Source organism: Paenibacillus sp. V4I5 (assembly GCF_030817255.1).
GTDB lineage: Bacteria > Bacillota > Bacilli > Paenibacillales > NBRC-103111 > Paenibacillus_E.
In genome coordinates this window covers 305,888-330,021 of sequence record NZ_JAUSZB010000001.1, presented here as the reverse complement: position 1 = coordinate 330,021, position 24,134 = coordinate 305,888, and the positions used below count along the sequence as shown (strand labels likewise).

Here is a 24,134-nt window from a genome sequence, read left to right as displayed (position 1 = left end):
TTCATTGCATTGTCAATTGAGCGTAGTCAGGTGCGTCAAGCAATTGTAATGCAAACGTGGAAGAACCCCACCATTCATTGGCTCGACCAATTTGGGAGTGTAGATGCCGCTGGAGTTGTTCTATGTTTAAAACCCCTAGTTCCTTATTCCGCCAATCCGAATCTGGGTCTAAATCTGAGTCCGTATCATGGAATATATAATTATCACCGAGTTCACAGCCAAGATTGGCGCTGAAGTTTTCAGTGCTTCTAAGATCGATGGAGAAAGACTTGTCTGGTAGGACGTCATATCCGAAACGCTGCTTCTCGTGGTGCTCTGCGATTGTAATGCTTGTTGGTTCTTCATCAAAAAGGTAAACGGCTATTTGGTCTTGAATCTCCACTTTTTTATGGTTCACCGCAGCTCCATTCACTACTCCTTGAATCCTTACACCCGGATAGTCGGACAGAAGCGATGAACGAATGATCAAGCCAATACGTCCGTCATCATGATCCTTGAGTAATCTGCGGATTCCGGCATTCATGGCTTGATCCCAATCCGAATGAACACCGATGCTAAGTGCTCCGTCTACCATACTTTCCATCCAGCTGCTGTCCAGCCTGAACAGTCGCATTTGCTCGGCAGCAAGCATTTGTATTTGGGGCACCAAGTATGGAAAGGATATTTGATTCATGTCTTGAAGTAAATCCAAAAATTGAACCACTTCAATTTCTTCTTGTGTTCCTATACTGGGAAGAAAATGTGATGCGAGACGAAATGGATCGCTTATCACTTCGCGAATCTGTCCGAATGGATCTTTCTTCTTCTGTTTTCTTACCTTACGCCATTTCCGATTATATTTTATCGGAAACTCCGTATTCTCCGACATCGCCTCATGTACACGATTAGCCCAAGGCGAACCAAGCGCTTGTTCCAGTTTCGTCCATATGTCATCAGGATTCGCTGCCAGCGAATACGAGGCCAGTTTCTCATTCATAAATCGAGCCGCGTATTGACGTCGAAGTATGCACAACTGTTCAGCGAACTTCCGGTTTGCAAGGGCAGCTGCCTTTCCGAATTGATATGCGACGGCCCAGGAGGCATCGAAAACACCGTATTTCTGATCGTACTGCAGTAGCTGGAATGCATTCCAAATGTTCGGGACGTTTCTTGGTTTCGCTTCGGCAACAGGCATCCCGGCTCCCCTGATCCATGCCATCGTTGATTCCCCGGAAATCGTATGGTATGACAAAGGAGAGAAACCGTCGGAAATGCGCTGCTCCACAACGGCCGGCGGGTTCGAAATTTCAGGGCTCTTGTGTCTTAGCCAGGGTCCGTTCGATCTCATATCTTGCCACAGGTTCTTGACGATGGCTCTGAAGCTTTTCTCACCTGATGGGGAGCATGTAAACGACCAATCATCGAGCACTATGAATCTAACTAATGGTTTATCCGGAAATGTCCCCTTTAGACGCTCCTCATGTCCTTCAAGTGAGACGAAATAGACGTGGAAACGTTGTTGAAGTCCATCCTTTACCTTCGGAATACGATTGCTCAGAATAATGGAAGCGCTTTGTTCCGGGTACGGTACGGATGCTCTAACATTAGCGAGCCAAGCCGCTTCGTTTTCCTTTAATAATACTTTACGTAGAATATCCGTCGGAATATCGATGGATCGGCATTTGGATAAATTCCCTCTCGTAGCTTCAGGAGGAATATTACAAGGAACCTCTACTGTCGTCGGATGCGCATGGAAGCAGTCTGCTACGGTCATGGTTACAGGTTTTCCGTTACCGACCCACTCATCCTCCCTCAATAGAAGCAACGCCATCCAAGGAAGCTCAGCATCTCCCTCGATCCAGCGTGACCACGGCAATGATTGATTTGTTAAGATGAGATGAGGAATGGTGTCCTCGAATTGACCTTCCTGAAGCGGATGTTGAGCGCCTAAGTGTTTCGGGTCAAGGACGAATCGAGGTGCATCGACAGTAAATTTTTGTACAGCCTCCATTATTTTGGGTTCCTCGTGTCCATCCTCCATGCGTCCATCCCACATTACTTCTTGATTCACGTGAATGGTATAATCTCCGCCTTTTAACGATGGAGACATGCTGTCGTGAATCGAAACGGTGCTTGCATCGATTGCATGTTTACGTTTCATATGGTCCCTCCACCGATCGGAACCGCTTCCCATATGAGCGGCGGTTCAATATACAACCAGTCTGCATTCTGGCTTAGTTGAAACATCGAATCGTTGTCCCCGCTGTATAATCCTGCTTCCGTCAAATAACGGATGAGATTGTCTCGCTCTCGCAAGACACCAGCCTCATTAATTGTATTCATAATAATATTACGGGCATTTGGACTAGTTTGAGAATTACCTTGTATTTTGGAGCCTTCGGTTGGGGGGACATCCATTAACTCAACTCTCTCGCGCTTGTACTTGGAGTCGAACTCAATATCTCCACGATAAGTTGACGTTGGTTTCACCGGTGAGGCGTCAATACCCACGCACTCCGGAATCGTCTCTTCATGCGGGGCGCTGGGTCTGAACAAGGTAGGCTCTATCCACCACATTGCTTTTGGAATTCCTTTACGCACGAGCTCTGCATCAAGTTTGACCGCCCCCATCTCATTGTGCCTCAATGACAATGAAAGAGCAGCATAAGTAATTTTTTCACCCAATAGACGGATACTTAATCCGCGATACTCGCTTTCATCTTCATCAAGCAACACGTTCCATTCCTCTTGGTTACCGTTTAGGTCAAGTACTTTGCAATACTTAAATGGAAATTCCGACTCAATAGCAAAGGAAAACTGATCGGCACCAATTTTCCATGTATCAGGATCATCGATAGATGTCGTTGGCATTTTGCCAATGAGTCCGCTGGACGCATGTATTCGTAAAGGGTGATCAGGATCCGGCAGCATCTTCATAAATTCAGTTTCGCTTTTCTCATCCAGAAGCTGATGCTGCTGCTTCTTTCGTTCCCCAAAAGATATGGGTATTGTGCAAGCGAAGCAATCCAGCAGCACTTTTCCTCCTGTAGGAGGACCCCATAGTTCAAATGTAGTGCCAAATTCGATTTTGAGAAAACGCTCGAACCATTTTAAGACACCTTTGACTTTGGTTTTTACTTGACCGCGGACGGTAACTCCTACAGCGGCATCTACATAGAAAGGCTTCCATTCCAGCAGAAAATCCGCATAAGCTATAAATCCGAGATAAACGTTGTTCTTGTCGTATGCCAGCTCGAAACTGCCCCCGCCCATCGTGCATGCTGGAGTAATCGCAAAATACGAGCTGCCTTTCAACACGAACCCGCCTATATCCCAGTTCAGAGACAACCGATCCAATCGTGGATAATGGCTGGGAACTTGGAACTTCGGATGATATCCTCCGAGTGAAATGGCAAAATCGCCATTGAAGTTTTCCCCGTACCAGAACCAAGCGGCGAAATCGCCGCCAAGTTTGCAGTTCTTGCTGAACAGAAACGAATCTTCTGTCAGAGTTGAAGATATGCCCGCGAAACCCTGGGAGGGCTTCCATACCCCTTTCAATAGTGCTTCTACATGTACGAACTTGTTGTCATGCCCAGACTTTTTCGGCAAATCCAGCGTAGACTTTCCAAGGAGGATCAACTCTAATTCCTTGCTCATTTGGCCGATTAGAAGCATTTTGGATTCGATTAACTCAAATGTATTAAAATCTAAACCTACCGCGAGCCAGTTAGAACCGGTCTCCGCGACGATCCATTGCTTAAGCTTCGTTAAGACCCGATTCATTTGATCGTCGCGGTCCATGAGCGGTACAACATTTACTTCCTCTACTGTCGGTTCCTTGAATCTTCGATTGATCCCAAATCCTAAACTGATCCCTGTGACGTACATGTAAGGTGGGCCGCCGAGGTGTTGATCCAAACTTGCATATACGAATAATGAATCTTCACCATCTATTTGTTCATACTGCCCGATTGCATCAATGCTGCGCTTCAATGTTTCGATCGAAGCCGATCCCCCAAACTTGTTCTCTGACTCCATCAGGAGACCGCCGCTGATCTTCATCGGATCCAAGTCATAGGTTAAGTCCATTCCCTGCAGAAGGGTAGCAACATCTGGCCCGGATATAAACGGAACAGATGCATGTAAATCCAATAATTCCAATTCAACGCCAAACAACGATACAAGACCATCAATTCTAGTATCAAAGCGAAAATCCGTGCCGGACATTCCAATCCCAATTCTACGGATTGTAAGCGGCCCCAATGTTTGTTGGACCGGAAACCATATGTCCGTCCGGTAATGGATTTCTGTTTCATCTGGTGCTAAACCCGATTCGACTCGATTAGGATCATATAACAAGATATCCCATGGTTTCGTTTGTCCGAATAGCTCCGTTCTTCCGTATATCCGAAGTCCAGGCTGCAATACACGTGCCGGGAATATGTTCTCGCGAAGAAGGGTATTCCAACTGTCCACAGTTGATTTCAGAACGGTTGTCAAACCAAGATGAACATACGCCATCCCTTCCAAATGCACTCCTATGCTTTGCAATGCAGGGATGGATTTGCCGAACAGCTTCATTTGCGATAAATTCATACTTCTTCTAAAATTGACTGCAAAAGCAAAATGTTCTTCTTCTTGGTCCGGTTTGATCAATCCAAACCGCAGTTGCGGATAGTCCTGAAGATTGCCTGTTACGACATATGGAGGAGGGTTAGAGGGGTTGGGCATACTTACATCCCTTAATTCCAAGTCATACGGTTCTAGAATTGGGAAACCAACTGGGATTCGAATTCCTAATTCGCTAAGCAAGTCTTTTAGTTTGATATTTTGGACGAGTATCGGTATAAACGGTTCCATGTTTCACCTCGATTTTTAGTTCTGAATTTCGTTATATGTTCTTTCTAATTGTTTGAATATTTATTCCCAAATATTCACAAAAATGAAAGATTTAATTTAAAGGATGACCTAAATTGTCACAATGGATATTACGATGCAGGAAAAAGAAACCACCGTCATTTAACTGACGGCGGTGTTTCACTATTAAAGGTTACAAAATAGTGATTTATTGAAGCAAAAAATGCAATAACCTCCAATCATTTGTTTGGAGGTTATTGCCGAAAAGGTTACAAAATAATGATTATCTAGCTAAAAGATGTTGGGTTTTTATAGAGACAGTACTAATTTATCAAAACTCCTCAGGACAGGAAAATGTCGCGGAGCATTTGTTCCCATATTTACAAATGGTCAAAATTCTTGCTTAAACTTAACTAATGCCTAAAGTCTCAATATGCTACCACTGAAAATCCTTAAAAACTACATCTATTCTTCATCCTCAGAAGCATCGGTTTTACCGTCAAGGAATGCAGTGACGACTGTCCCAACAAATGCCGCCAAACACCAACTGTTTGAGAAGATGAGAAAACAATTACCCCAACTACAAGTAGAAGACGAAAAAGCTTCACTGAAAAGGCACCTCCACATCGGTCATGGAGGTAACATCCCAAATCGTTTGGAAAAGATACCCACTATGCATAATGCCTCGTTAGTTCAATCTCCGCTTCGTTTATTATTCGCCGGATTACCAGTTTGTTTTCCCCTCCCCCAACAATCGGGTCAAGTTCTTGTCGCTTCCCAACAAAGGGGTTAAGTTCTTTTCGTTCGAAAACGACAAGAACTTGTCCGAAAAAAAATAAAAACCCGCGATTTTCGCAGGTTTGAATCGGCTATGTTTTTGTCGCCCGACAATAAAAAAGCTATTCAAAACTACGAGATCTATTTCGAAAATTCGTTAATCTGTATTCATATTTTTAAATCATGGACATAAATGAATATCTACGGATATCCATTTATCTCCAATAAGATCAACGGAGAAAAGAGATTCTATTATCAGAGGTGAAGCTATGCGTAAACTGCAAATAATTGTTCTTAGTATGCTTCTGCTATTCCCGGTTCACCTTTATCTAACAGGTTCTCTTATGGCAGCGTGGAAGATTGTAGATGAAACGTCTTGGAAGATGGATGGAAATGCCGATTCGCCTTTAAAGAGCAAAATGCAAGATTGGCAAACGTGGTATCTTAAAAAACCATTCAGTGTTATGGGGAAGATAATATTTCCCCCCCTGCCCCGGATAGTTTGTTGCTTGATAATTGTCTACAGAAAATAAAGCCTTAGATACAAATTGCGATTTGCGGGCTTTCTTCCTTTCTGTAGCAATTAGTTTAGTGGTAGCTTAGAGGTTACGATACTGCTTGATGACGTTCCTTCAAATCTTACCGTTGTATTATCTGGTTAAGGAATAGCTGATATTTGCCTGCTTGAAGCTTTATTTTGGAACAGAAGTACGTAAGCAATGAATAGATTATGGTTATCCATATTTTAATGTCGAACACTGTCGAACACCAGATAAAGAAAATTTTAGAAATTGTCAGCAGGTAATAGCGTAAGTATTGCAGAAGAAAATGTTAATAAGACTTTGGACCTATGACTTTAAACATCAGCAAAGTGACATAGATCCAGAATAATAGCCATGCCGAGTCATTAGTTCCGATAAGCGAATCTGAAAGTAAAAACTTTTAATAATATGTGGATTTAATCGGCGGGTTGTGCTCAACAACCCACGTCTTAAGTTTACATAAAACTTAACAATTTTGGTTTGCAATAATGTTGGGAATTATCTAAGCTATCATAATAACTATAGGGGGTTTCATATGAATAACAACAAAGAAGTATATGCTGGATTTTGGTTGAGAACAGGTGCTTATGTAATAGACGCTGTTCTAGTATTTGTAGTAACAGTAATAATAGGTTTTGCAGCTAGTCTAATCGGCGCTTGGTCAGATTATGCTGCGTATATTCCAATAATTGTTAATCTAGTTATGCTAGTGGCTAGTATGGTGTACTTGATTGGAATGGAAACCAAGTATGGCGCTACTCTAGGTAAACTAGCTGTCGGGATACAAGTCGTTAAATTAGATGGCACTCCTGTACCAATGGGAAAAGTTGTAGGAAGATATTTCAGTAAAATAATCTCTTCCATACTTTGCATAGGATACATAATGGTAGCCTTCACTGAACGTAAACAAGGACTGCATGACATTATGTCTGGGTGCCTAGTGGTAAAGAAAAACATGAAGCATCAAATAGGTCTACCACAATAATCAGACGAGGGTTCGTCCCCTCTCTAAAGTCCCAGAATGATCTGGCACTTTATAGTTTGGACGAGTTCATTCAATCACGAGCAAGAAGCTCATTGAACGACACACTAATGCCATGCGTAACAATGCCAATCAATCCAGAAATTTTAACTGAGTGGGAGAGCTTAGAGAAAATTTGTTCCGTGCCGGATATTCTATCCGATCGCACAACGGTATTGTTCATTTTGGAATCACCACATAAACGCAATTATTTTTATACTGGTAGCTCTTGCGGCGGTTCATTGCCGTTTCGCAATGTATACATATCCATCAGGAGGTTATTACTTTATGAAAACGATTCAAATGAAAAAGTCTGTATTTGTTTCAACCATCGCAGCCGCAAGCTTGATTTTCGGCTCCGTAGGGGTATTTGCTTCAAGTGGTCTGGAAAAGATTCAAGCGTATTTAAACCACGATATTAAATTCACGGTTGACGGTAAGTCTTGGACGCCGAAAGACAGTGAAGGCAACCAATTGACTCCGATCATTTATGATGGTTCTTCTTATGTTCCTGCAAAAGCGGTGACTGAGAAACTCGGCGGTTCGGTTACTTGGGACGGCGACAGCCAAACCATTCGATTGACAACACCTAACGGCAAGTCCAACGAAGGCATACCTTACAAAGACGGTCAGGGTTCCGCGCCGGTACCTTCAAAACCTGCTCAAACGCCGCCACAAGCTCAAACTCCTGTAGAAGTCCCATCGGGCAATGGGGTAATGGTTCTTGGGGATAAAGATGCTACAACACAGAAAATGCAAGAGCAAGCGGTTGTTATCATTAAAATATTCGGTGAGGCTCTGGAAACAGGCAGCACAGCTAAATATGATGCCTATGTTGATGCATTCACGGCGGATAAGCGAGACCATTCCCCAATTTCTTTAGGGCGTCAGTATTACAAAGATGAGTTCAGCAATAAGGTAAAGGGTGCGATTGCGGCTAATGAAGCGGATCAAGTCGCTGCATATGCAAAGGCATTGAAGTCGGTAACTTCTGCCGACATTAAACTTGATCATGTGAGTACTAAAACAGAGTTCGGTCAATCATTCAAGTACAGCTTCCTTCCGAAAGGCTGGTCGGCTTTCAGTACTGTATATGTGGAGTTTGAGTTCTCTGCGGATCATTACGATAGTAACAACTTCCTTCTTGAGCAAGTTTATGTTAGCTAGGCAACCTCAACTTCATTTAAAAAGTTAACATATGAATTGGCTAGTCGTAAATCTGTATATCACGGATGTCGACTAGCCTTTTTCTTTCAGGGATGTTTGCTCAATAAAAGCAGCTATTACAACAAACAAACAACACGGGAGTACGTACAGGCAAAAAAAGAATGACACCCTTTTCCATTTAATGTGGAAAGAAAGTCACTCTTTTTGCCGTGGTGCCGAAAAATCGACTACCCTTAGCATCTCTGTTATGGTATTCGTAGTTCTATCGGAAGTGTTTATACAGCATTCTTTTAGCGTTTGCAAAGGTAATGACGCTTTAGGGCATCCCTGCTATAATTAAGGGAAATAATGGAAATGATAGCGGATATAACAGCCGTCCATTTGGGGGGAAGTATGGTATTAATACGCCAAACTGAAAGCAAAGCCGATTCGGGGAAGCAAGACGACGTCCGTCGGGGACGTCCGCCGTCTGTAAATGCGTTGCAATCCGCTCATCGTTCTATCGGAAACCGAATGGTACAAAGGATGATCCAGCAGCATCTCACGAATACGAGTCATGAAACGATCCAAAGACAGCTAAACGAAGATCAAATGGACGAATTGGAGTATACTGTAAATAATTATGCCATGGCTCTCGGGTGCTCTAAGAACATCGTTGATCGCACGCTCAGCATATTGCAGAAGCGGCATAACTCCGTTGCCGGAGCGATACAAGATATCGACAATGCTTTCAGCCAAGCGTTCTCCGAGATAAAGGGGGTATCTAAGGAGGAGGACAAAGACGAAGATATCGGTATGGATATAGAAGAGTCAAGCAATAAGCAGGCGACAGAAGTCGCGTTGCAGGCTCCGCATACGCAAACAAAAGTGAACACACCTTCCTTAGAATCCTCCAACCATGAGCAACAATTCCCGAGGCAAAATGACTCGTACCCGCAAAACACTTACCCAAGCACAGACGTTTCTCAACAACCGCATTCAGGCAACCCAAACAATGGAAATTACGGACAATCGCAATTCGGATTCGACCCATACGCTTCTCAACAACCGCAAACAGGTTACCCATACAGCGCATATTACGGGCAAACGCAATCTGGATACGACCCATTCGCTTCTCAACTGCAGCAAACAGGCTACCTATACAGCGGATATTACGGGCAAACGCAATCTGGATACGACTCTTATAATCAGCAACATTCTGGACACGGCTCCCACTACGTCCATGAGCAACCGGTCTACGGCATGTATCCGCAAAGTACATATCCGCAAAGCAATCCAACGAACGTCACGAATCAAACGGGTTACGCATTTCAACAGATCGAGCCAATCGTCAACAACCTTTTTCCCGATAGAGCAAGCAACATTATGGAATTGCTGCAATGGGCAAGCACTTCCCCCATGATCGCCGGTTTTAAAACCTGGTACTCAGACATGATTCAGCGCGCTAATGACGAAAGTATGGTAAAAGACATGCTTTACGAGTTGCTGGATGTCCAAAGGGAAATAAACACAAATCAAGAAATGGACCGTGTCTATCATTTGGACAACGACAAGCAATCATCCGGGAAAAGCTTCGACTATAAAGCGACCCGCGAAAAAAAATATCCCGGTCTAGTGATGTCTATGCAGGAAACCGTGGCCAAGCACGAAGTTACACATGTGGAGCAGCCTGTTCGCTCGTCGGAAGATTTGCACGCTGGCGTCAGGCACATTGCCGAGAAGGTGTTAAGAGAAGACAAAGATCAGCATAAAAACTATAAGATTGGCGGCACGATCGCCATGACAAAGGGAGTTGCCCCCAGAACCACGGTTGAAGACGTGCTAAAAGAGCTGCTGCAGTCGTTGAATAGCAATCCGAGGTCGATCGAGGCCAGAGTGATTAACTTGGATAGGATCGTTATAGTCGATCACAATTTCAAAGTGCTAGGGACGTTTACTAAAAATAAATCTAAATGGACGTTGGAATGATCTCTCTGTTGAATAAAAGGGTCAAGTCTTTGTCGCCCATCGATAGACAGGACAAGTTCTTCTCTTTCGTTCACGACTAGAACTTATCTACTATTCTACAGCAGATGCAGTTGTCTCGTCCCGTTAGTGAGGTCCGCTCTTTAACAGAAGCGGGCCTTACTTTAATAAGAAGTGACTTACTCCAAAAAAGAGACAGCGGCAGCCTCGGACGAGAAATAATGTCCTAGACTAACGCTGCGCTAATTGACCTCTATAAAAATCAAATTGTTTCACTTGCAGTTTTTAAAATCGTCTTCAATAATTTATTCAACTTTATAACCTGCTTATCATTTATCAAAACCTCTGCTACTGCCTTAGCTATCACTTCCCGATTTTCATCGATAAATTCAGAGATATGCTGTTCAATGACCATTCGCATCAAATCATCGTGACTATACTGGGGACCAACGATTAAATCCTCTTCCGGAACATTTAAAGCATTCGCAATTCTGGAGATTGTTGAATTACGTGGAAAAGTGACTAAATCACGTTCAAGTTTAGATAAGTAACTTTCACTAATTCCTGTCCTTTCTGACAAATCAACTAGCGTCATGTCCTGAGAAATTCTTATACTCTTAATAGCTTGTGTATTATACTTCCGTGATTGATTAAAATTCTTACACCGTTCCTTTAGATTTTCCGGCTTCTATCATCTCTGAAAATGAAAAAGACCATCTATCGGTGAATTAACACTGACAGATGGCCACTTGCGGAATATGAGATTAATTCAAAAAGAATTAACCACAATTGTGAATAAGAGCAAAGCTTCTTTGTGCATAAGTGTTAAAACTTCTTGTAAATAGGAGTAACAAGAGTTTCTTTGTACATAAGTGTTAAAAACCTTCTTTGTAAATAGGTGTAACAAGAGCTACTTTGGACATAATGTTAAAGATAATCTTTCCTTGCGCATAGGTAAAACATCATAACTTTCCGATGGACGATTCTTAAAAAGAAAAACATCCGTCGTCATAAATGCCAGCCCATAGGGAGGTAGACTTGCCACATAAAGTGGAAACGGTGTAACTAAATCACCAAGAAAAACTATCTTTATTCTACGTGCTTTCCACTCTTTTTACAAGGATAAAACCACAAAAAGTCCTTGACCCCCTCGTTTTTGGGATCAGGACTCATTTTATTTTTTGATTAGAATTTATGTTCCCCTTTATCTTAAAAAAAATAAGGGGATCTGTCAATAAGGAAGGTGAATTCTAGTTTTTGTCATCTGGATTATATTTTTTGTTTACTAGATTTTCTATCACGTTCTTGGCTGTTCCATCGCGCTCTATTGCTTTAATTACCTTTTGTTTCAAATTGATCGAAATGGTCATGAGTTTTTCATCTGGATCAATTGGTTTGCGACCCATACAAGCCTCCATCCGATCACCTTCCCATTTCCCCTTTTATCTTATCTCTGAAAATATTATATCCTACTATTGTTAAAAAAGTCAGTATCCACTAAGGATAAATATAAATAGCTGTTGACTGATAATATAGATGTTCAAAAACAAAGTGCTAAAATCCAGAAAAACCCGCCAATTATACAGGCGGGTTTAAAATAAAATTATTTAAAAGAAAGAATACATTATTAGCCGTTCAGATTTTGATTTTCCAAGATCTCTTTGTCCTCAACGTTATCGCGAACAACTTTTTGAACCCCGATAGAGCTGTAGGAGATCAAAAGCATAACGGCAATGTAGTATCCCTTTACATTTAATTCGAATGACGCGTTAAATAATCCAATGAAAAACATGACGAATCCGATTATTAACCCAACTATCGCCATTCCGGTGAAAGCGGGAGTGTTACGCATACGATGCTTAGGATTATCGATTTTTAAATCTTTGTCCTCAGCATTGTCCCTTATCACCTTTTGGGTGACAATGCTTGTGATGGTAATTAGGAACATGCATAACAAATAATAACCTTTGACGTTTAATTGCCACTCAGCATTGTAGATACCGAAGCAATATAAGAATAATCCAGCGGCAAGCGCGAAGTAAGAAGCGGCTGTGAAAGCTGGTGTGTTACGTCTTTGATACTTTGGGTACATTGGAGGTCATCCCCTTATAGTTGTATTAGTTTGGTAATTGGTTCTCTTTTACATATATTAACTTGCCGAGCAGCATGATAACAGGCCTATTTTCATGTAGTACCTATCTATGTAATCATTACATGGTAAATGTGCTGAATAATTCATAGGGTTAATTAAACCATTATCTATTATTGGTGATTTTGAAAAACTGCAAGTATATTAAAAAACTTAATAATAGTAGCAGCTGCAAATACAAAACTAAGTATCTTGCGTAATGTTCTTGAAATAACCTTCCAGGCAAGGAAACCCAGAGCTAGAACCACAATAATCACATATAGAATTGGCGATGATAGGAGATTTGAATCAAAAATATTTAACACATATTAGCGCCCCTTCCTTGAAATAAAAACATTCAGTCGACGTTCTTTATATCCTGTGATAATTCCTATGATGAGTGCGGCTAATATTGGGACAAAGAAAATCAATGCACCAATCCACATATCTACTACATCACCATTACGCTTACCTACAATGAAAAATATTGTTGAAGCTATTAACCATACGGCAAATGAAAAAGCCGCAACAACTGTTGAAAGCATGTTATTTCCTCCAATTTAAGCCGTCCAACGACTATCTTTAATTTTCTGTATATTTGAAATGATGACAAGAATAATGAACCTCGTAATAATTTCCTCTAATCATCTCATCAACCCCAAACTTGCATGTTAGATCGGATAATCATTTAGTTATTACCCATCATTGTAGCAAAACTGATATCGGTACAATGGAGTAAATTGTCATCACCTTTTATATAGGTGATACTGACCGATACAGGAGACTGCTTTGAATCCTGTCCAATTATGTATTGGAAGTTTAGTTGTTTCCCTTCCTTCTTAACCGAGCCTGCATCCAATGATGTACTGCCAGTGGATACAGCAGAATTTAGTGCACCCAGAAATTCATCAAGAGACTCCTTGGGCATAGACGAACGAAGAGAATCCGATAGTTTTAAGGATCTGCCGGCTGACTTACTTAGAGCAGTTGGCGCAAAACCCTGATCAATATATCGGGACATGGTATTCTTAATATCTTCTCCATTTCCGGTTTGAAGTGTTAACGAAAAGGAAATTAGCAATCTCTGTGCTGCAGCCTTGTAATCTGTTATCAACTGATCGGTATCATAATTTCCTGGGTAGACGCTTTTAATATCATCCGATGTAACGCTTCGGTCCTGATCTGGGTTTGGATCAATGTTTACTACTCGGTCATCTGAGGACTTTTTGGTTATGATAATGACCCTCTTGTTCTCTTCGTCCCATTGAACATCGGCCCCCAAAGCTTCAGCCAATGCCCTTGCTGATACATAGGAATGACCGCCATATACAATCGGGTACATGATACCATCCTCGCTGGATAGATCGATAGATTTTCCATCTACATATAACTGAAGGGCAGCATTTTGATAGGCTCCATCAATCTCTTTAAGTGTCGTGTCTGCATATGCACCAACACCTAAACCTAATAATAAAAAAGAAACTAGACCAATGCGTATTGGTAATTTCATAATGTTGTTATCCTCCATAGTTCATAGATTGCGTTTCTTCGTTCGTATCAACTCAAGATAATCTGATGACTTAATAACTATTTGTGCCTTATTTATGTCTTTGTAAGTATTCTTTCTCAGATCCCCAAACACAAGAAATTCTTTACCTATGAGGTCTTTCTTATCATATAGAAAATGCTTATAGTATTCCGCGAATATGACGATCGTGAAAGGCTTTTCTTCATCATCGATATCCATATCAATCATAGTTACCTTTTCTAACTTCGTAACCTCGCTAACTCGGCCATACACGAAATACTGCATACGTGGGAGCGTCATGTCTTGCCACAGTAAATCATAAGCCCGATCCGGACTCATCACCACATGAGACAGTGGTAGTTTTCTTCCACCACCCACATTAAAATAGATGGTAGCTAGCATGTCCGGTTCATACGACGTTAACAGCTTCACTATGCTTTTAAGTGACCCAATGGTTCCAGGTGCCTCCTTGTCATCTTTCACTTTAACCTTGTCTTCTTTTTCTTCTTTCTTTTCTTTACGATCGATTGGCTCTTTCGGAATGTAGTCCGGGTCAAGCCTTTTCAAATTTAAATTAATTATTTGTTTCGGAACCCCTTCTGATTCCAAAATCTGTTGCTGATAGAGTGCAGTCTTTTGGATCGCCCCAACTACGTCGAGTGGTTCATAAAACCCGCAGTTCTCCTTATGTTTACTATCAATATCCTTGCCTATAGTTTTGAAATATGCAGATCTCTTCGTTTCGGATGAAGAAGAAGCACCGACATATATGACAGGTGCCTTGCATTGAGGATCTATACAAAATAGCGTGAATCCATGCTTCTCATCCGAATATTCCGAAGCATGGATCACTTTTCCGTTTGGAAGTAGAGCTGTTAACACCGGGATTCCTCCTCTCAACTTAATAGCTCACATAGTTATATTATTTTCATCATTGCTAAGGCTTACTTTTGAGTACATGGCTTCCCATTTCATTCTGCACGCTGTATCAGCCTCAGGAATAATATAATGCTCAACCAAATACTTAATCGCCGTATCAGATAACAGGTTATAGTACCTTAAAAAGTACTCTTTATTGTCAATTGTACTAACAATCAAATCTTCAAAAATCATACCACTCAACTTTTTTGAATGCCATCCGAATTGTAGTTGTTTAATGTTCTTAATTGGAATGCTATGCTTACGGTTTTTTAAGTTGCCATCTTCAATCTCTAATAATACTCGTCCTTTTAATAGTACCGTTACAATCCTTAGTAGTACCGCACCAAAAAAAAGAGTTCCACATAAGCCAATAATGATACCAAAAAAACCTTTTATAATACTTACTGACGGTACAATACCTAATACAAATAGAGAAGAAAGAGTCATAAAACCCATTCCAATAACCATACATCCTGCACCATAATCTGTGTATACAACCTGAACCCCCTTTGGGGTAACCTTGATGTTATTCATTGTTCTATCCAATCTTTCGGTCTAGGAGCGGGAACCCAAGCATAGCCATTTTCCATGAGCATTCCATACTGACCGTACCCGTTCTCATCAACGATCCAAGCTATATTTTTTCGTTTTGAAGCGTCGCTGATATTAACTGGTTCAAATGGGGGAGCTACCGATTTTCGCACCAGTGGGTTCCAACCAAAATGACCGTCAACTTTTACTACGGATTTTTCGCTCTGATTCAACAGCCAAACTCCGAAGTGCTTATGTTCGCCACCAACATACCAAACAGCATCTTTCCGGGGTGGCGCTGCTGGAGGCAGGAAAGGATACCCCTCGTAAAGCGTCTCCCAGTAACCATCATTTAACCAAGCTTCCGAGCTCAATACATACTCGTGAAATGTATCAACTTCCGATCGATCATTGTTCTTGCTCCATGCCGGTTCCACAGACGGCACCGGAACAGATTGTTGTTGTATTCGTCTTTTTAAATAATCTACGACTTCGCCTACTTGTTGTTGCTCTCGTCTTCCTATAAAATCTACGACTTCGCCCATTCTATACACTCTCCCCTTCTATTATTTCTGCTCCATAAAATGCATCACGAAATAGGGTGCGATTGTGAAGACAACCGCCAAGAATCCCATACCAATTGACCAGAAATTAAATGTTTGCTTCATCTTCACGTTTTTTCTTACTTTAAAAATATGACTAATTCCCCAAAGCATTAGTGCTGCCATAACCGTGGCCAATACCCCCCACTTCTGGCCAACGGAGAGAGATAGCAAGACATAATGCTCAACAGTTTTATTTATTGCATCATCGCTAGTTGAAGCCAATAAAAAATGATTAAACATCAAAACTCACATCCTTATATCTGTCAATTTTCTACATTATATACATTAGCTATGTGTTTACCGTACACACGTACGACTATGAGATCACTATATATTTCCAAATGACACCTGTCAAGACTTCATACCTATAAAATGCCTGACTTTTGTCCTATTAAGCTTTTGATGATGCCTTCACAGCTGTCATTTGAAAAGAGGAGAGGCGAGTATCGCTCACCCTCCCATAGCTTCCTGGTAATCTTCGTAATGACGTGAAATATCATGCTGTCCCGGCCATAAACCTAAGACATAACGAGAATTGTTCTGGTATTGTACGAGCGCAGTAAATACCTCATTCGATTCGATTTTTGCGAGCGTAATATGATCGAACACGCCTCGATCACCGGTTTCAATATTTATGCAACTAGCGAGTCCATCGTCGTATCGTTCTGCAATCCGATAATGACCCCAATGCGTACCCTTTCGTTGGTCACTACCGCCATCTTCCAATTGTAAATCGAATTCCGCTTGCTCCAGCTTTTCTTCTGGTGTTTTCGCAGCTAATGGAAAACGAATGACGTTATCCGAATATTGCGGTACTGGCGGATTAGTAAAGATGCCAAGCTTCTTCAAAAATTCAGGGTCTGCTTCAGCTGCAAACTGCATTTCGGTAATCTTGGGAGGCGTGAAATAATGAGATCCTGTTCCTGTATTTTGCTCATCGATATCGAATTCCAATTGTTGCTGCTCAATACTATCGCTTTGCTTCTCTTGTTCTTCTGAGATTGCATCGAGATAGGCTTGCGAGTTCTGTTCGTAATCAACTTTCGCTTCATTATTTGCCACTTCATTGGAGTGTACGGTTACAATGATAGTTTCGGCTTGGGCTGTTATCGGTTCGTCAACCTCTACCTGACTAATGAATGATTCCGAAACATCAACCTTTTCAACTTCTTCAGTCGATATACGTAATTCAGGTTTAAGGGTTGTCGATATACGATAAGCCTGACTTTTATCCCTATACCAAGATAGACGCATTTCAAGATCGGCAATGGTAGATTCCATATCCGAGTGCCGTCCAGCCCCACGAAAATACAACCTAAAAAGTCCTGCGACAACAAGTGGAAGCGCGATGATCATAGCCACTCCACCTAATATTAAATAGGCAGCAGGTATTTCTATATGAAACATAGTCTTATCCCTCTTCTGCGCACTTGCGCCATATTTAATCAAATAGCTGACCTTGAAACTCTCCATAATAATTGGTTTCCAGCCCGACTACGAAATCTAGGCTTTCGTGGATTGCACGAGAGGAATCCCATCTTGGATCCTTCGAGATTTGTCCTTGATAGGTCATCATTTTACCAAATCTACGTGGTGCGACAATGGCAGACGTTAGGTCCACGCTATGCCAAGGAAACCTGAGCAAGTTTTGATCGCATACACCGAACCCGTGAAAGTTCACATCCGAATATCGTTCAAAAACTTCGCTTAGCAGCTCGTACCTTTTTTTCCACGAACTAATGGTTAAGATTCCGCCTATACCGACGCAAGGAGGATCGACCTTTGTAAGAATCTCGTCCAGAAAGGAGAACGGTGATGAGTCAATGTGCCAAATTGGCATCGGGCATACACCTTCATCACAAAGAAATTCAAAATGTGCTGCAGATAACGCATCATTTCCACGGACATCAAGATTAGACCATGTAAAGAATTCCTTGCGGTAAAGTCTTAAGAAGGCAGCATACTCCTCGATATTGATCGGGCATTCATGCAGCTCCCATGCCTTCACCTTGGCAAAGTTAAAACTGTTCATCAACTGAAAGCCCCCGCTGTCTATAAAGAGCTTTTCAATTCCGTTTTCCGCCTTATACCTTCGCCAATTATCTTTACCTTGTTTTCGAAGGTACAAATAATTGAACATAGCCCACCGCGCGCCTCGTGATGCAGCTATAGCGAGGTCCCTTGGATGTGATTCTGTTCCGGAGAGCCAAACGCGAATTCCTAAGATCGTCAGCCGGTGCAAGCCTGTCCTGGTTTCTGTGACCCGTGAAATATCTGAAAACATCTCGACAAGACAACCAAAAAGTGCGGAGCTCATTCTACAGAAACGTTCCACGTCTTTGATTACGCAAGTTCGCGTGTAGTAGACATACGCTGCAGCCTTCACCAATCGCTTCCGCGAAATTTGGTTAGGAGAACTTGCCCTCTTCGGATTCAGCCACAAGTTATCATCATGCTGCTGGATTACCTGACTCCGTGATCCTGTTACCGTTTGAATGTACTGTCGGCGTCGCGCCTTCTTCAAAAAACTGCGGACTCGCCTGCTTGCCTCCGTTTGATAGTCGATCAAGTTGAATCATCCCTCTCCTTTAAACATAAAGAGCCATGACGACAGATCGCCACGGCCCACGCACCCTTATACATTAAATTCTAAATCCTCATCTATCATGACTAACCTACTGCGACGATAATTTAGAAGTTCCACATCCTCGTCCTCCAATTCAATAAACAGAGACCGAAATAATTGTGTTACCTTTTTCAACATATACAACATCCTCCTTGCCCCCGCCTCCAATAGGTGGGGGTCATAAAATACTCCCACCTAGGAGTTAAAGCAAAGATTTGTCGATTAACCGATGATAAGCCCTGGCGTGAGAAGATCGCCAATCGTTTCCTCAATGGAGTGAAGTATGTTTCCGCTGTAGTTAAGCTTCTCCATTTTTACAATGACATTAAGGGAACGATTTTGCTGCTTCAATCCATCTGCATACCCAGATAAAAACTGACAAACACCTTCGGAATTTATAAAATGAAAGGTACTTTTTCCAACCGTGATCCTAATCTTACTTACGATCAGATTGACAGTCTTTATCTCGTCAGCGGTGAAAGCCTTGGGGATGATCTTATCTAGATTCCACCATCTACGCCATCCGCTAACTTCAACATGATATCCGCTAGGACAAGACATTGCTTTCTTGTCGATCTCTGCAGCCCACTTCATGGCTTCATCGAATGTAGCGTTCTCCAAGTCTATAGTGACAGGGTTTCCGCACTTCTCACATGTGGTCTCAATCAAACGTTCTGCCATCTGGCATTCCTCCTGGACATAAAAAATAGAGCCGATAAAATACCCGCTCCTTGTTCATACAATATGGACTTACGTTTACTGCAGCATATAGATAACTTACGTTTACCTACTTGTCCGCTGAGTACACATTGGATTCATTAGAATCTCCTCCTCACATATGTTTTCCAACGCAAAAAATGCCCAACTGCAGGAATCCTTAGAAACAAGCAGACTACACCTGTTCTCATAAATTCCGCCGCTAGGGCATTAGGCTTCACGTAAGGTAATACAAAATTCTAATATAACTATACCACAATACATCCGGAGATGGAATAAGAAGAGCCACATAGAATTTCACTTAATCAGCAAAGGAGAGGGGAATACCCCACTCCTTTGAACATTCTCATACATCGATTGTATGATTTAAACCAATCCTCACTTTTATTTTAGACCTGTTTTGCGCTTTTGATTGTAATGTTTTTGACAAAAACCTTTTGCGTACCCAAGGCCCCCACAAACAGTACATTCTAAGTTATACTTTTCTTTCTTTCTACCTCTTTTATTTGAAGCATTTCTCAAGCCTAATGCTAAATCATAGTCTTCTAGTTGATATAGTTCTTCCACCTTTAAATCGAAGAAATTTGCCATTCTGTATGCAATAGCCATAAAGGGAATAGCCTTGTTTTTGCGATAGTTAATTATTGCTTCTACAGTTATCTTGCAATAATCCGCTAAGTCCTGCATAACCCCTATAATTGATGCTTTACTTTCTTTATTACTCTTTCGTTTTTGAGATTCAGCTTTGATTAGTTCGTTAAGTCTATGACGAAATTGATAAATTACAATAAAGTATTGTCCTCTAACACCTTATCTTTAAAGGGATTTTCATCGATATGAATCATTCAAAATTACAATAAAGTTTGGTTCTTAATTGCATTTTCGTTTTGACCTTCATCTCGTTGTTTGTCCATTACATTAAAGTTTTGTTCCCAAGGTAGTTGACTATGCGTTAGCAGTACTATTCATAGGCACCTGCGGGGCTAGCTACATGAGAGAAAGCCGAGCACATGTCGGGTAATAACTCGGCATCTACTCAGCTTCGGTTCTCTATAGAGTCAAACATGAATTGTTACAATGTCCTATTAAACTTTTCAACAATGTGGTCTATGATAGGAATGATGTTGGAGTCATCGATGACCGACATCTTTTCAGGTTTGAATAATTGAAACTTTTTAAATTGATAATAGTCGTGTAAAACTTGCTGAATAGACATTTGATTATAAACCAAGTACTTAATATTAATAATCTCACGAAGCAACAAATCGTCTTGGAGGATAATGAATTTCTCATTAATTGGGTTGAAGATCCCTTTATCTTTTCCAAATTGATAGAAATTCTGAGCTTGCTGTTCGCGTTTATTTAAAGTGTTCTTTAACAAATCAAACAAATCGGGGAATGCGGATTGAAGGTCTTTTAGAAATACATCCGTTATTTTTCCCACAAGAGACACGGATTGTTCAAACATTTGCTGGAACCAAATGCCAAAAAATTTGTCATCGTTGTCTAACGCAGGGTCTTCAAGTTTATTTATATAATCAACAAATACGCGAACAACGCCTTTGATAACATCTTCCTTAGAAGAAAAATGTTTGTACATCGTAGCTCTGCTAATATCCATATGTTTTGCAATATCATCCATCCTTAAACTTTGAAAACCATCCTTCATGACAGATGAAATCAGCTTTTTAAGCAGCTTTACTTTCGTTTCGTCCAGCTGAATCCCGGTAGTCAATGATGTTCCTCCTTTCGAGCAAGCTATCCTTTTATTATACATGACATTACCAACTCTATAAACATTGAAAGCAAAAAAGATGTTTTTCACTGATTTTGTATATTGCCCGAGCTTGGGTTTGACTGTTTCCAGCAAATGGGGGTGTCCCATAAGTCCATTACAATGACTTTGGGACGCCCCCTTTTCATTTCAGATACAATATCAACCTTCGCTTTTTTAGAAAGCCCCCTTAATCAAACCTCCATCAACACGTATCGTGGCACCACTTATATATTGGGCATAATTACTGCATAAATAGACAACAGCAGCCGCAATCTCATCTGGATAGCCAAACCGTCCTTGGTCATTCGGTATTAAAGAATTCACTGCATTGGGTTGAATCTCTTCCCATGTTTCGCCCCAGCCCCTGGATGGACCAATGCTTTCGACTAATTCCTTAACCGCGTCTACCAGTATCGCTCCGGGTGAGACAACATTCGATGTGATACCAGTATTTTTAAGCTCACGAGCTAACGACACCGCAAGATTATGGCGCGCTGCGAGTGTTGCATTGTACTGCGGATGGGTGTTCATCGGTTGAAGCGCTAGACCTCCACCAATTGTAATAATTCGTCCCCAGTTCAGATCACGCATCTGAGGGACAAGCCTTTGAATCATACGAACTCCTGATACCACATTGACATTATAGGTTTCAGACCATTCATCTGCGGTTGCATCCGTCCAGGAAAGATGGCGATAGAAGCCGGCATTATTGACCAGTATGTGCACAGGGCCGTCGGCTAAAGCTGCTTTTGCTACTGCATCTGCACCGGCGTCTGTAGTGAGTTCGCCAAGTGCCGGTAATGCTGAACCTCCATCTGCGCGAATGGCTTCAACAACTGCATGGGTACGAGCTTCATCTCTTCCGTGTACAATGACACTTGCACCTTCTGCTGCCAGCATCTTCGCCATAGCCATACCCAACCCACTGCTGGAACCAGTAACTAATGCGCGTTTCCCTTTTAATTCTAATTGCATATATATCATTCTCCTCTAGATAATATTGTTGGTGTTTTTCTTGTTTAACACTAGTAATGATTTATGCCGGCATCTTGTGTAGCTCCGGGTTGCGACTTCGGAGAAGCAACAGGATAGTTACCGCTGCTAATGAAGCAACAAAGAGGAATGCTGATCCTGTAATCGTTGCTGAAATGGCGTTTGCGAACTCAATTTTTGAAGCATTGCCTGAAGAATTGTATGCTCCAAAGACTGTAGCCAAAATAGCTAACCCCACAGATCCACCGATTTGATGGGCTACATTAACAATTCCAGATGCTGCTCCAGCATCACCTGGTTCAACTTTAGACAGACCTAGTGTAGTAAATGGAATGAAAACAATTCCTGCTCCAATTCCTAATATAACCATTGGAATTAAGATACCTATATAAAAGTTTGTCTCGAGAGAGATTCTGCTTAACCAGCTCATACCTACGATAGCGACGAATATTCCTGAAATTAATAGTTTTGACGTACCAAATTTGGCTAACAATTTCGGCACGACATACATCATCGCAAACTGAACTGCTGTCATAGGAACGAATGCCAAGCCGGCTTGAAATGAATTAAACCCACACACAATCTGTAAAAACTGCGAAAGGAAATATATCATTGAAAACATGCCACCAACGAAAAGGAACCTCCCTAAATAGCCAGCGGTTCGTTCACGATTAATAAATAAACGTAACGGCGTGATTGGTTGTTTTGCACGTGACTCAATAAATACAAAACTTATCACTAAGACGATACCAATCATCAGGGAAATGATGGTCACTAGGTTTCCCCATCCCTTATCTGCTGCTTGAATGAACCCGTAAACCAATGCCGTCATCCCAACAACAGAAGTAAATGCACCAACGAAATCAAATCGACCTGATACCTTCTCTGTATGAGGTAAATATTTTGGCGCTAACAAGAGTAATATCATTCCAATCGGAACATTGATAAACATACCTACACGCCAAGAAATCAAATCCGTTAGAAGACCGCCAAGCACAAGTCCCACACTTCCCCCAATTCCAGAAATTGCGCTATATAGTGCGATGGCCTTTGCTCTTTCTTTTTGTTCAACAAAGATTACTGATAGTAATGCCAATGTAGATGGTGTTGCTAATGCTGCAGCTACTCCTTGAAGGGAACGAGAAATTAATAGGAATTCGGTGGAATTGGCTAGTCCAACAAGCAAAGACGCAACCGAAAACAACGCTATCCCAATCATAAAAACGTTCTTTCTGCCAAATATATCCCCTGCTCTTGCCCCCAAAAGTAACAGACCACCAAATGCCAAGATATAAGCATTTTGGACCCAAGTTAAAGTCGTAGTCGAAAGCTGTAAGGTGCGTCCGATTTCAGGTAAGGCTGTAATCATGATGGATGCATCCAAAACAATCATGAGCTGACATGCAATTATGGTTAACAATGCTACGCTTTTTGAGCTTTTCAAGAAACACACTCCTCTCACAATGAACTGAGAAATTTTTTTACTTTATTGGTCTGCTCTCTTTTATTTATTATTCGCTTCCTTCCTGAGCACAGCTTTATCATAACACCGTTTAAAAACTTTGTAAACAATTTATGTTCATTTTGTCTATAATGTTTACCTATCGTAGAATGTTCCTGCTGAACGGATCGCCAATGAGACGCGCGGACGGTCTGCGATACGTATGGATTATACCCGGCTGCATCGGGTCAGCTGGCTGATTGCTACCTATAGAGAGGATTTTTCCATGGAGTTGAGCGGGACCAAACTAGGGTATGTGCAAATGAAAAAGAGGGAATAACTGGGCTAAATGCTTCCGAAGGAGAATAGGAATGGAGTCTTCTGCAAAAATATCGGGAACTCAATTAAGTTTATTATTGTTTTCCTTTGTAGCTATCCCTCCTTTAAAAATGTCCCGATGGCAACAATCATCGGGACATTTTAGGGGCAATTAGCTCTTCAGTATGTTTGTCCGCTTCAGAACAACACTTTATTGTTTAGAACAATACTTTATTGT

At 41.5% G+C, this 24,134-nt stretch carries 22 protein-coding genes; 3 read left to right on the top strand and 19 right to left on the bottom strand.

The window, feature by feature from the left end; all coding sequences use genetic code 11:
• Position 1: 1 nt before the first annotated feature.
• Positions 2 to 2,140, bottom strand: coding sequence for an NADPH-dependent FMN reductase family protein (locus QFZ78_RS01625; RefSeq protein WP_307544836.1), 2,139 nt, complete (start codon positions 2,138 to 2,140; stop codon positions 2 to 4).
• Complete coding sequence (locus QFZ78_RS01620) at positions 2,137 to 4,842, bottom strand: DUF6603 domain-containing protein (protein WP_307544834.1); 2,706 nt, start codon at positions 4,840 to 4,842, stop codon at positions 2,137 to 2,139. The genes QFZ78_RS01625 and QFZ78_RS01620 overlap by 4 nt, the downstream gene beginning before the upstream one ends.
• A 1,851-nt stretch (positions 4,843 to 6,693) precedes the next feature.
• Between QFZ78_RS01620 and QFZ78_RS01615 the strand changes: the two genes are divergently transcribed.
• Entirely contained in the window at positions 6,694 to 7,143 is a 450-nt protein-coding gene (locus QFZ78_RS01615; RefSeq protein ID WP_307544833.1) for an RDD family protein, read from the top strand.
• A 70-nt stretch (positions 7,144 to 7,213) separates the two neighbouring features.
• Here QFZ78_RS01615 and QFZ78_RS01610 read toward each other — a convergent pair whose 3' ends face one another.
• Positions 7,214 to 7,363, bottom strand: a complete 150-nt coding sequence (locus tag QFZ78_RS01610) for a hypothetical protein (RefSeq protein WP_307544831.1) — start codon at positions 7,361 to 7,363, stop codon at positions 7,214 to 7,216.
• A 104-nt stretch (positions 7,364 to 7,467) separates the two neighbouring features.
• On the opposite strand from QFZ78_RS01610, the gene QFZ78_RS01605 reads away from it, so the two are divergent.
• Complete coding sequence (locus QFZ78_RS01605; RefSeq protein ID WP_307544829.1) at positions 7,468 to 8,346, top strand: stalk domain-containing protein; 879 nt, start codon at positions 7,468 to 7,470, stop codon at positions 8,344 to 8,346.
• Positions 8,347 to 8,739: 393 nt separating this feature from the next.
• Entirely contained in the window at positions 8,740 to 10,314 is a 1,575-nt protein-coding gene (locus tag QFZ78_RS01600; RefSeq protein WP_307544827.1) for a hypothetical protein, read from the top strand.
• A 259-nt stretch (positions 10,315 to 10,573) separates the two neighbouring features.
• On the opposite strand, the gene QFZ78_RS01595 is transcribed toward QFZ78_RS01600, so the two are convergent.
• The 16 genes from QFZ78_RS01595 to QFZ78_RS01520 all read right to left on the bottom strand — a co-directional run bounded on the left by QFZ78_RS01595 (position 10,574) and on the right by QFZ78_RS01520 (position 23,581).
• Positions 10,574 to 10,933: a helix-turn-helix domain-containing protein gene (locus QFZ78_RS01595; protein ID WP_307544915.1), complete on the bottom strand. Its 360-nt coding sequence runs from the start codon at positions 10,931 to 10,933 to the stop codon at positions 10,574 to 10,576.
• Between the two features lie 628 nt (positions 10,934 to 11,561).
• Positions 11,562 to 11,717, bottom strand: a complete 156-nt coding sequence (locus tag QFZ78_RS01590; protein ID WP_307544825.1) for a hypothetical protein — start codon at positions 11,715 to 11,717, stop codon at positions 11,562 to 11,564.
• A 221-nt stretch (positions 11,718 to 11,938) separates the two neighbouring features.
• Complete coding sequence (locus tag QFZ78_RS01585) at positions 11,939 to 12,403, bottom strand: YiaA/YiaB family inner membrane protein (protein ID WP_307544823.1); 465 nt, start codon at positions 12,401 to 12,403, stop codon at positions 11,939 to 11,941.
• Between the two features lie 365 nt (positions 12,404 to 12,768).
• A complete protein-coding gene (locus QFZ78_RS01580; RefSeq protein WP_307544821.1) occupies positions 12,769 to 12,984 on the bottom strand; it encodes a hypothetical protein in 216 nt (71 codons plus the stop codon).
• Positions 12,985 to 13,127: 143 nt separating this feature from the next.
• Positions 13,128 to 13,949, bottom strand: a complete 822-nt coding sequence (locus QFZ78_RS01575) for a stalk domain-containing protein (protein WP_307544819.1) — start codon at positions 13,947 to 13,949, stop codon at positions 13,128 to 13,130.
• Between the two features lie 21 nt (positions 13,950 to 13,970).
• Entirely contained in the window at positions 13,971 to 14,849 is an 879-nt protein-coding gene (locus tag QFZ78_RS01570) for a hypothetical protein (protein WP_307544817.1), read from the bottom strand.
• 27 nt (positions 14,850 to 14,876) lie between these two features.
• Entirely contained in the window at positions 14,877 to 15,422 is a 546-nt protein-coding gene (locus QFZ78_RS01565) for a DUF5381 family protein (RefSeq protein WP_307544815.1), read from the bottom strand.
• Positions 15,419 to 15,964 carry a hypothetical protein gene (locus QFZ78_RS01560; RefSeq protein WP_307544813.1) on the bottom strand — a complete coding sequence of 182 codons (546 nt, stop codon included), beginning with the start codon at positions 15,962 to 15,964 and terminating at the stop codon, positions 15,419 to 15,421. The genes QFZ78_RS01565 and QFZ78_RS01560 overlap by 4 nt, the downstream gene beginning before the upstream one ends.
• A 21-nt stretch (positions 15,965 to 15,985) precedes the next feature.
• Complete coding sequence (locus QFZ78_RS01555; protein WP_307544811.1) at positions 15,986 to 16,264, bottom strand: hypothetical protein; 279 nt, start codon at positions 16,262 to 16,264, stop codon at positions 15,986 to 15,988.
• Positions 16,265 to 16,474: 210 nt separating this feature from the next.
• Positions 16,475 to 17,431: a hypothetical protein gene (locus QFZ78_RS01550; RefSeq protein WP_307544809.1), complete on the bottom strand. Its 957-nt coding sequence runs from the start codon at positions 17,429 to 17,431 to the stop codon at positions 16,475 to 16,477.
• 34 nt (positions 17,432 to 17,465) lie between these two features.
• Positions 17,466 to 18,593, bottom strand: a complete 1,128-nt coding sequence (locus QFZ78_RS01545) for a hypothetical protein (protein ID WP_307544807.1) — start codon at positions 18,591 to 18,593, stop codon at positions 17,466 to 17,468.
• Positions 18,594 to 18,872: 279 nt separating this feature from the next.
• A complete protein-coding gene (locus tag QFZ78_RS01540) occupies positions 18,873 to 19,331 on the bottom strand; it encodes a hypothetical protein (protein WP_307544805.1) in 459 nt (152 codons plus the stop codon).
• 420 nt (positions 19,332 to 19,751) lie between these two features.
• Positions 19,752 to 20,054: a helix-turn-helix domain-containing protein gene (locus QFZ78_RS01535; protein WP_307544803.1), complete on the bottom strand. Its 303-nt coding sequence runs from the start codon at positions 20,052 to 20,054 to the stop codon at positions 19,752 to 19,754.
• Positions 20,055 to 20,439: 385 nt separating this feature from the next.
• Positions 20,440 to 21,102 (bottom strand): TetR/AcrR family transcriptional regulator, encoded by a 663-nt coding sequence (locus QFZ78_RS01530; RefSeq protein ID WP_307544801.1) that lies wholly within the window; start codon positions 21,100 to 21,102, stop codon positions 20,440 to 20,442.
• 216 nt (positions 21,103 to 21,318) lie between these two features.
• Positions 21,319 to 22,119 (bottom strand): SDR family NAD(P)-dependent oxidoreductase, encoded by an 801-nt coding sequence (locus tag QFZ78_RS01525; RefSeq protein ID WP_307544799.1) that lies wholly within the window; start codon positions 22,117 to 22,119, stop codon positions 21,319 to 21,321.
• Between the two features lie 61 nt (positions 22,120 to 22,180).
• Entirely contained in the window at positions 22,181 to 23,581 is a 1,401-nt protein-coding gene (locus QFZ78_RS01520) for an MFS transporter (RefSeq protein WP_307544797.1), read from the bottom strand.
• Positions 23,582 to 24,134: the final 553 nt, after the last annotated feature.

What these genes read in the sequence shown, in the direction of transcription:
- QFZ78_RS01625 (WP_307544836.1), bottom strand. Translation starts at nt 2,140, where the DNA reads ATGAAACGTAAACATGCAATCGATGCAAGCACCGTTTCGATTCACGAC.
- QFZ78_RS01620 (WP_307544834.1), bottom strand. Translation starts at nt 4,842, where the DNA reads ATGGAACCGTTTATACCGATACTCGTCCAAAATATCAAACTAAAAGAC.
- QFZ78_RS01615 (WP_307544833.1), top strand. Translation starts at nt 6,694, where the DNA reads ATGAATAACAACAAAGAAGTATATGCTGGATTTTGGTTGAGAACAGGT.
- QFZ78_RS01610 (WP_307544831.1), bottom strand. Translation starts at nt 7,363, where the DNA reads ATGAACAATACCGTTGTGCGATCGGATAGAATATCCGGCACGGAACAA.
- QFZ78_RS01605 (WP_307544829.1), top strand. Translation starts at nt 7,468, where the DNA reads ATGAAAACGATTCAAATGAAAAAGTCTGTATTTGTTTCAACCATCGCA.
- QFZ78_RS01600 (WP_307544827.1), top strand. Translation starts at nt 8,740, where the DNA reads ATGGTATTAATACGCCAAACTGAAAGCAAAGCCGATTCGGGGAAGCAA.
- QFZ78_RS01590 (WP_307544825.1), bottom strand. Translation starts at nt 11,717, where the DNA reads ATGGGTCGCAAACCAATTGATCCAGATGAAAAACTCATGACCATTTCG.
- QFZ78_RS01585 (WP_307544823.1), bottom strand. Translation starts at nt 12,403, where the DNA reads ATGTACCCAAAGTATCAAAGACGTAACACACCAGCTTTCACAGCCGCT.
- QFZ78_RS01580 (WP_307544821.1), bottom strand. Translation starts at nt 12,984, where the DNA reads ATGCTTTCAACAGTTGTTGCGGCTTTTTCATTTGCCGTATGGTTAATA.
- QFZ78_RS01575 (WP_307544819.1), bottom strand. Translation starts at nt 13,949, where the DNA reads ATGAAATTACCAATACGCATTGGTCTAGTTTCTTTTTTATTATTAGGT.
- QFZ78_RS01565 (WP_307544815.1), bottom strand. Translation starts at nt 15,422, where the DNA reads ATGAATAACATCAAGGTTACCCCAAAGGGGGTTCAGGTTGTATACACA.
- QFZ78_RS01560 (WP_307544813.1), bottom strand. Translation starts at nt 15,964, where the DNA reads ATGGGCGAAGTCGTAGATTTTATAGGAAGACGAGAGCAACAACAAGTA.
- QFZ78_RS01555 (WP_307544811.1), bottom strand. Translation starts at nt 16,264, where the DNA reads ATGTTTAATCATTTTTTATTGGCTTCAACTAGCGATGATGCAATAAAT.
- QFZ78_RS01550 (WP_307544809.1), bottom strand. Translation starts at nt 17,431, where the DNA reads ATGTTTCATATAGAAATACCTGCTGCCTATTTAATATTAGGTGGAGTG.
- QFZ78_RS01540 (WP_307544805.1), bottom strand. Translation starts at nt 19,331, where the DNA reads ATGGCAGAACGTTTGATTGAGACCACATGTGAGAAGTGCGGAAACCCT.
- QFZ78_RS01535 (WP_307544803.1), bottom strand. Translation starts at nt 20,054, where the DNA reads ATGCAGGACTTAGCGGATTATTGCAAGATAACTGTAGAAGCAATAATT.
- QFZ78_RS01525 (WP_307544799.1), bottom strand. Translation starts at nt 22,119, where the DNA reads ATGCAATTAGAATTAAAAGGGAAACGCGCATTAGTTACTGGTTCCAGC.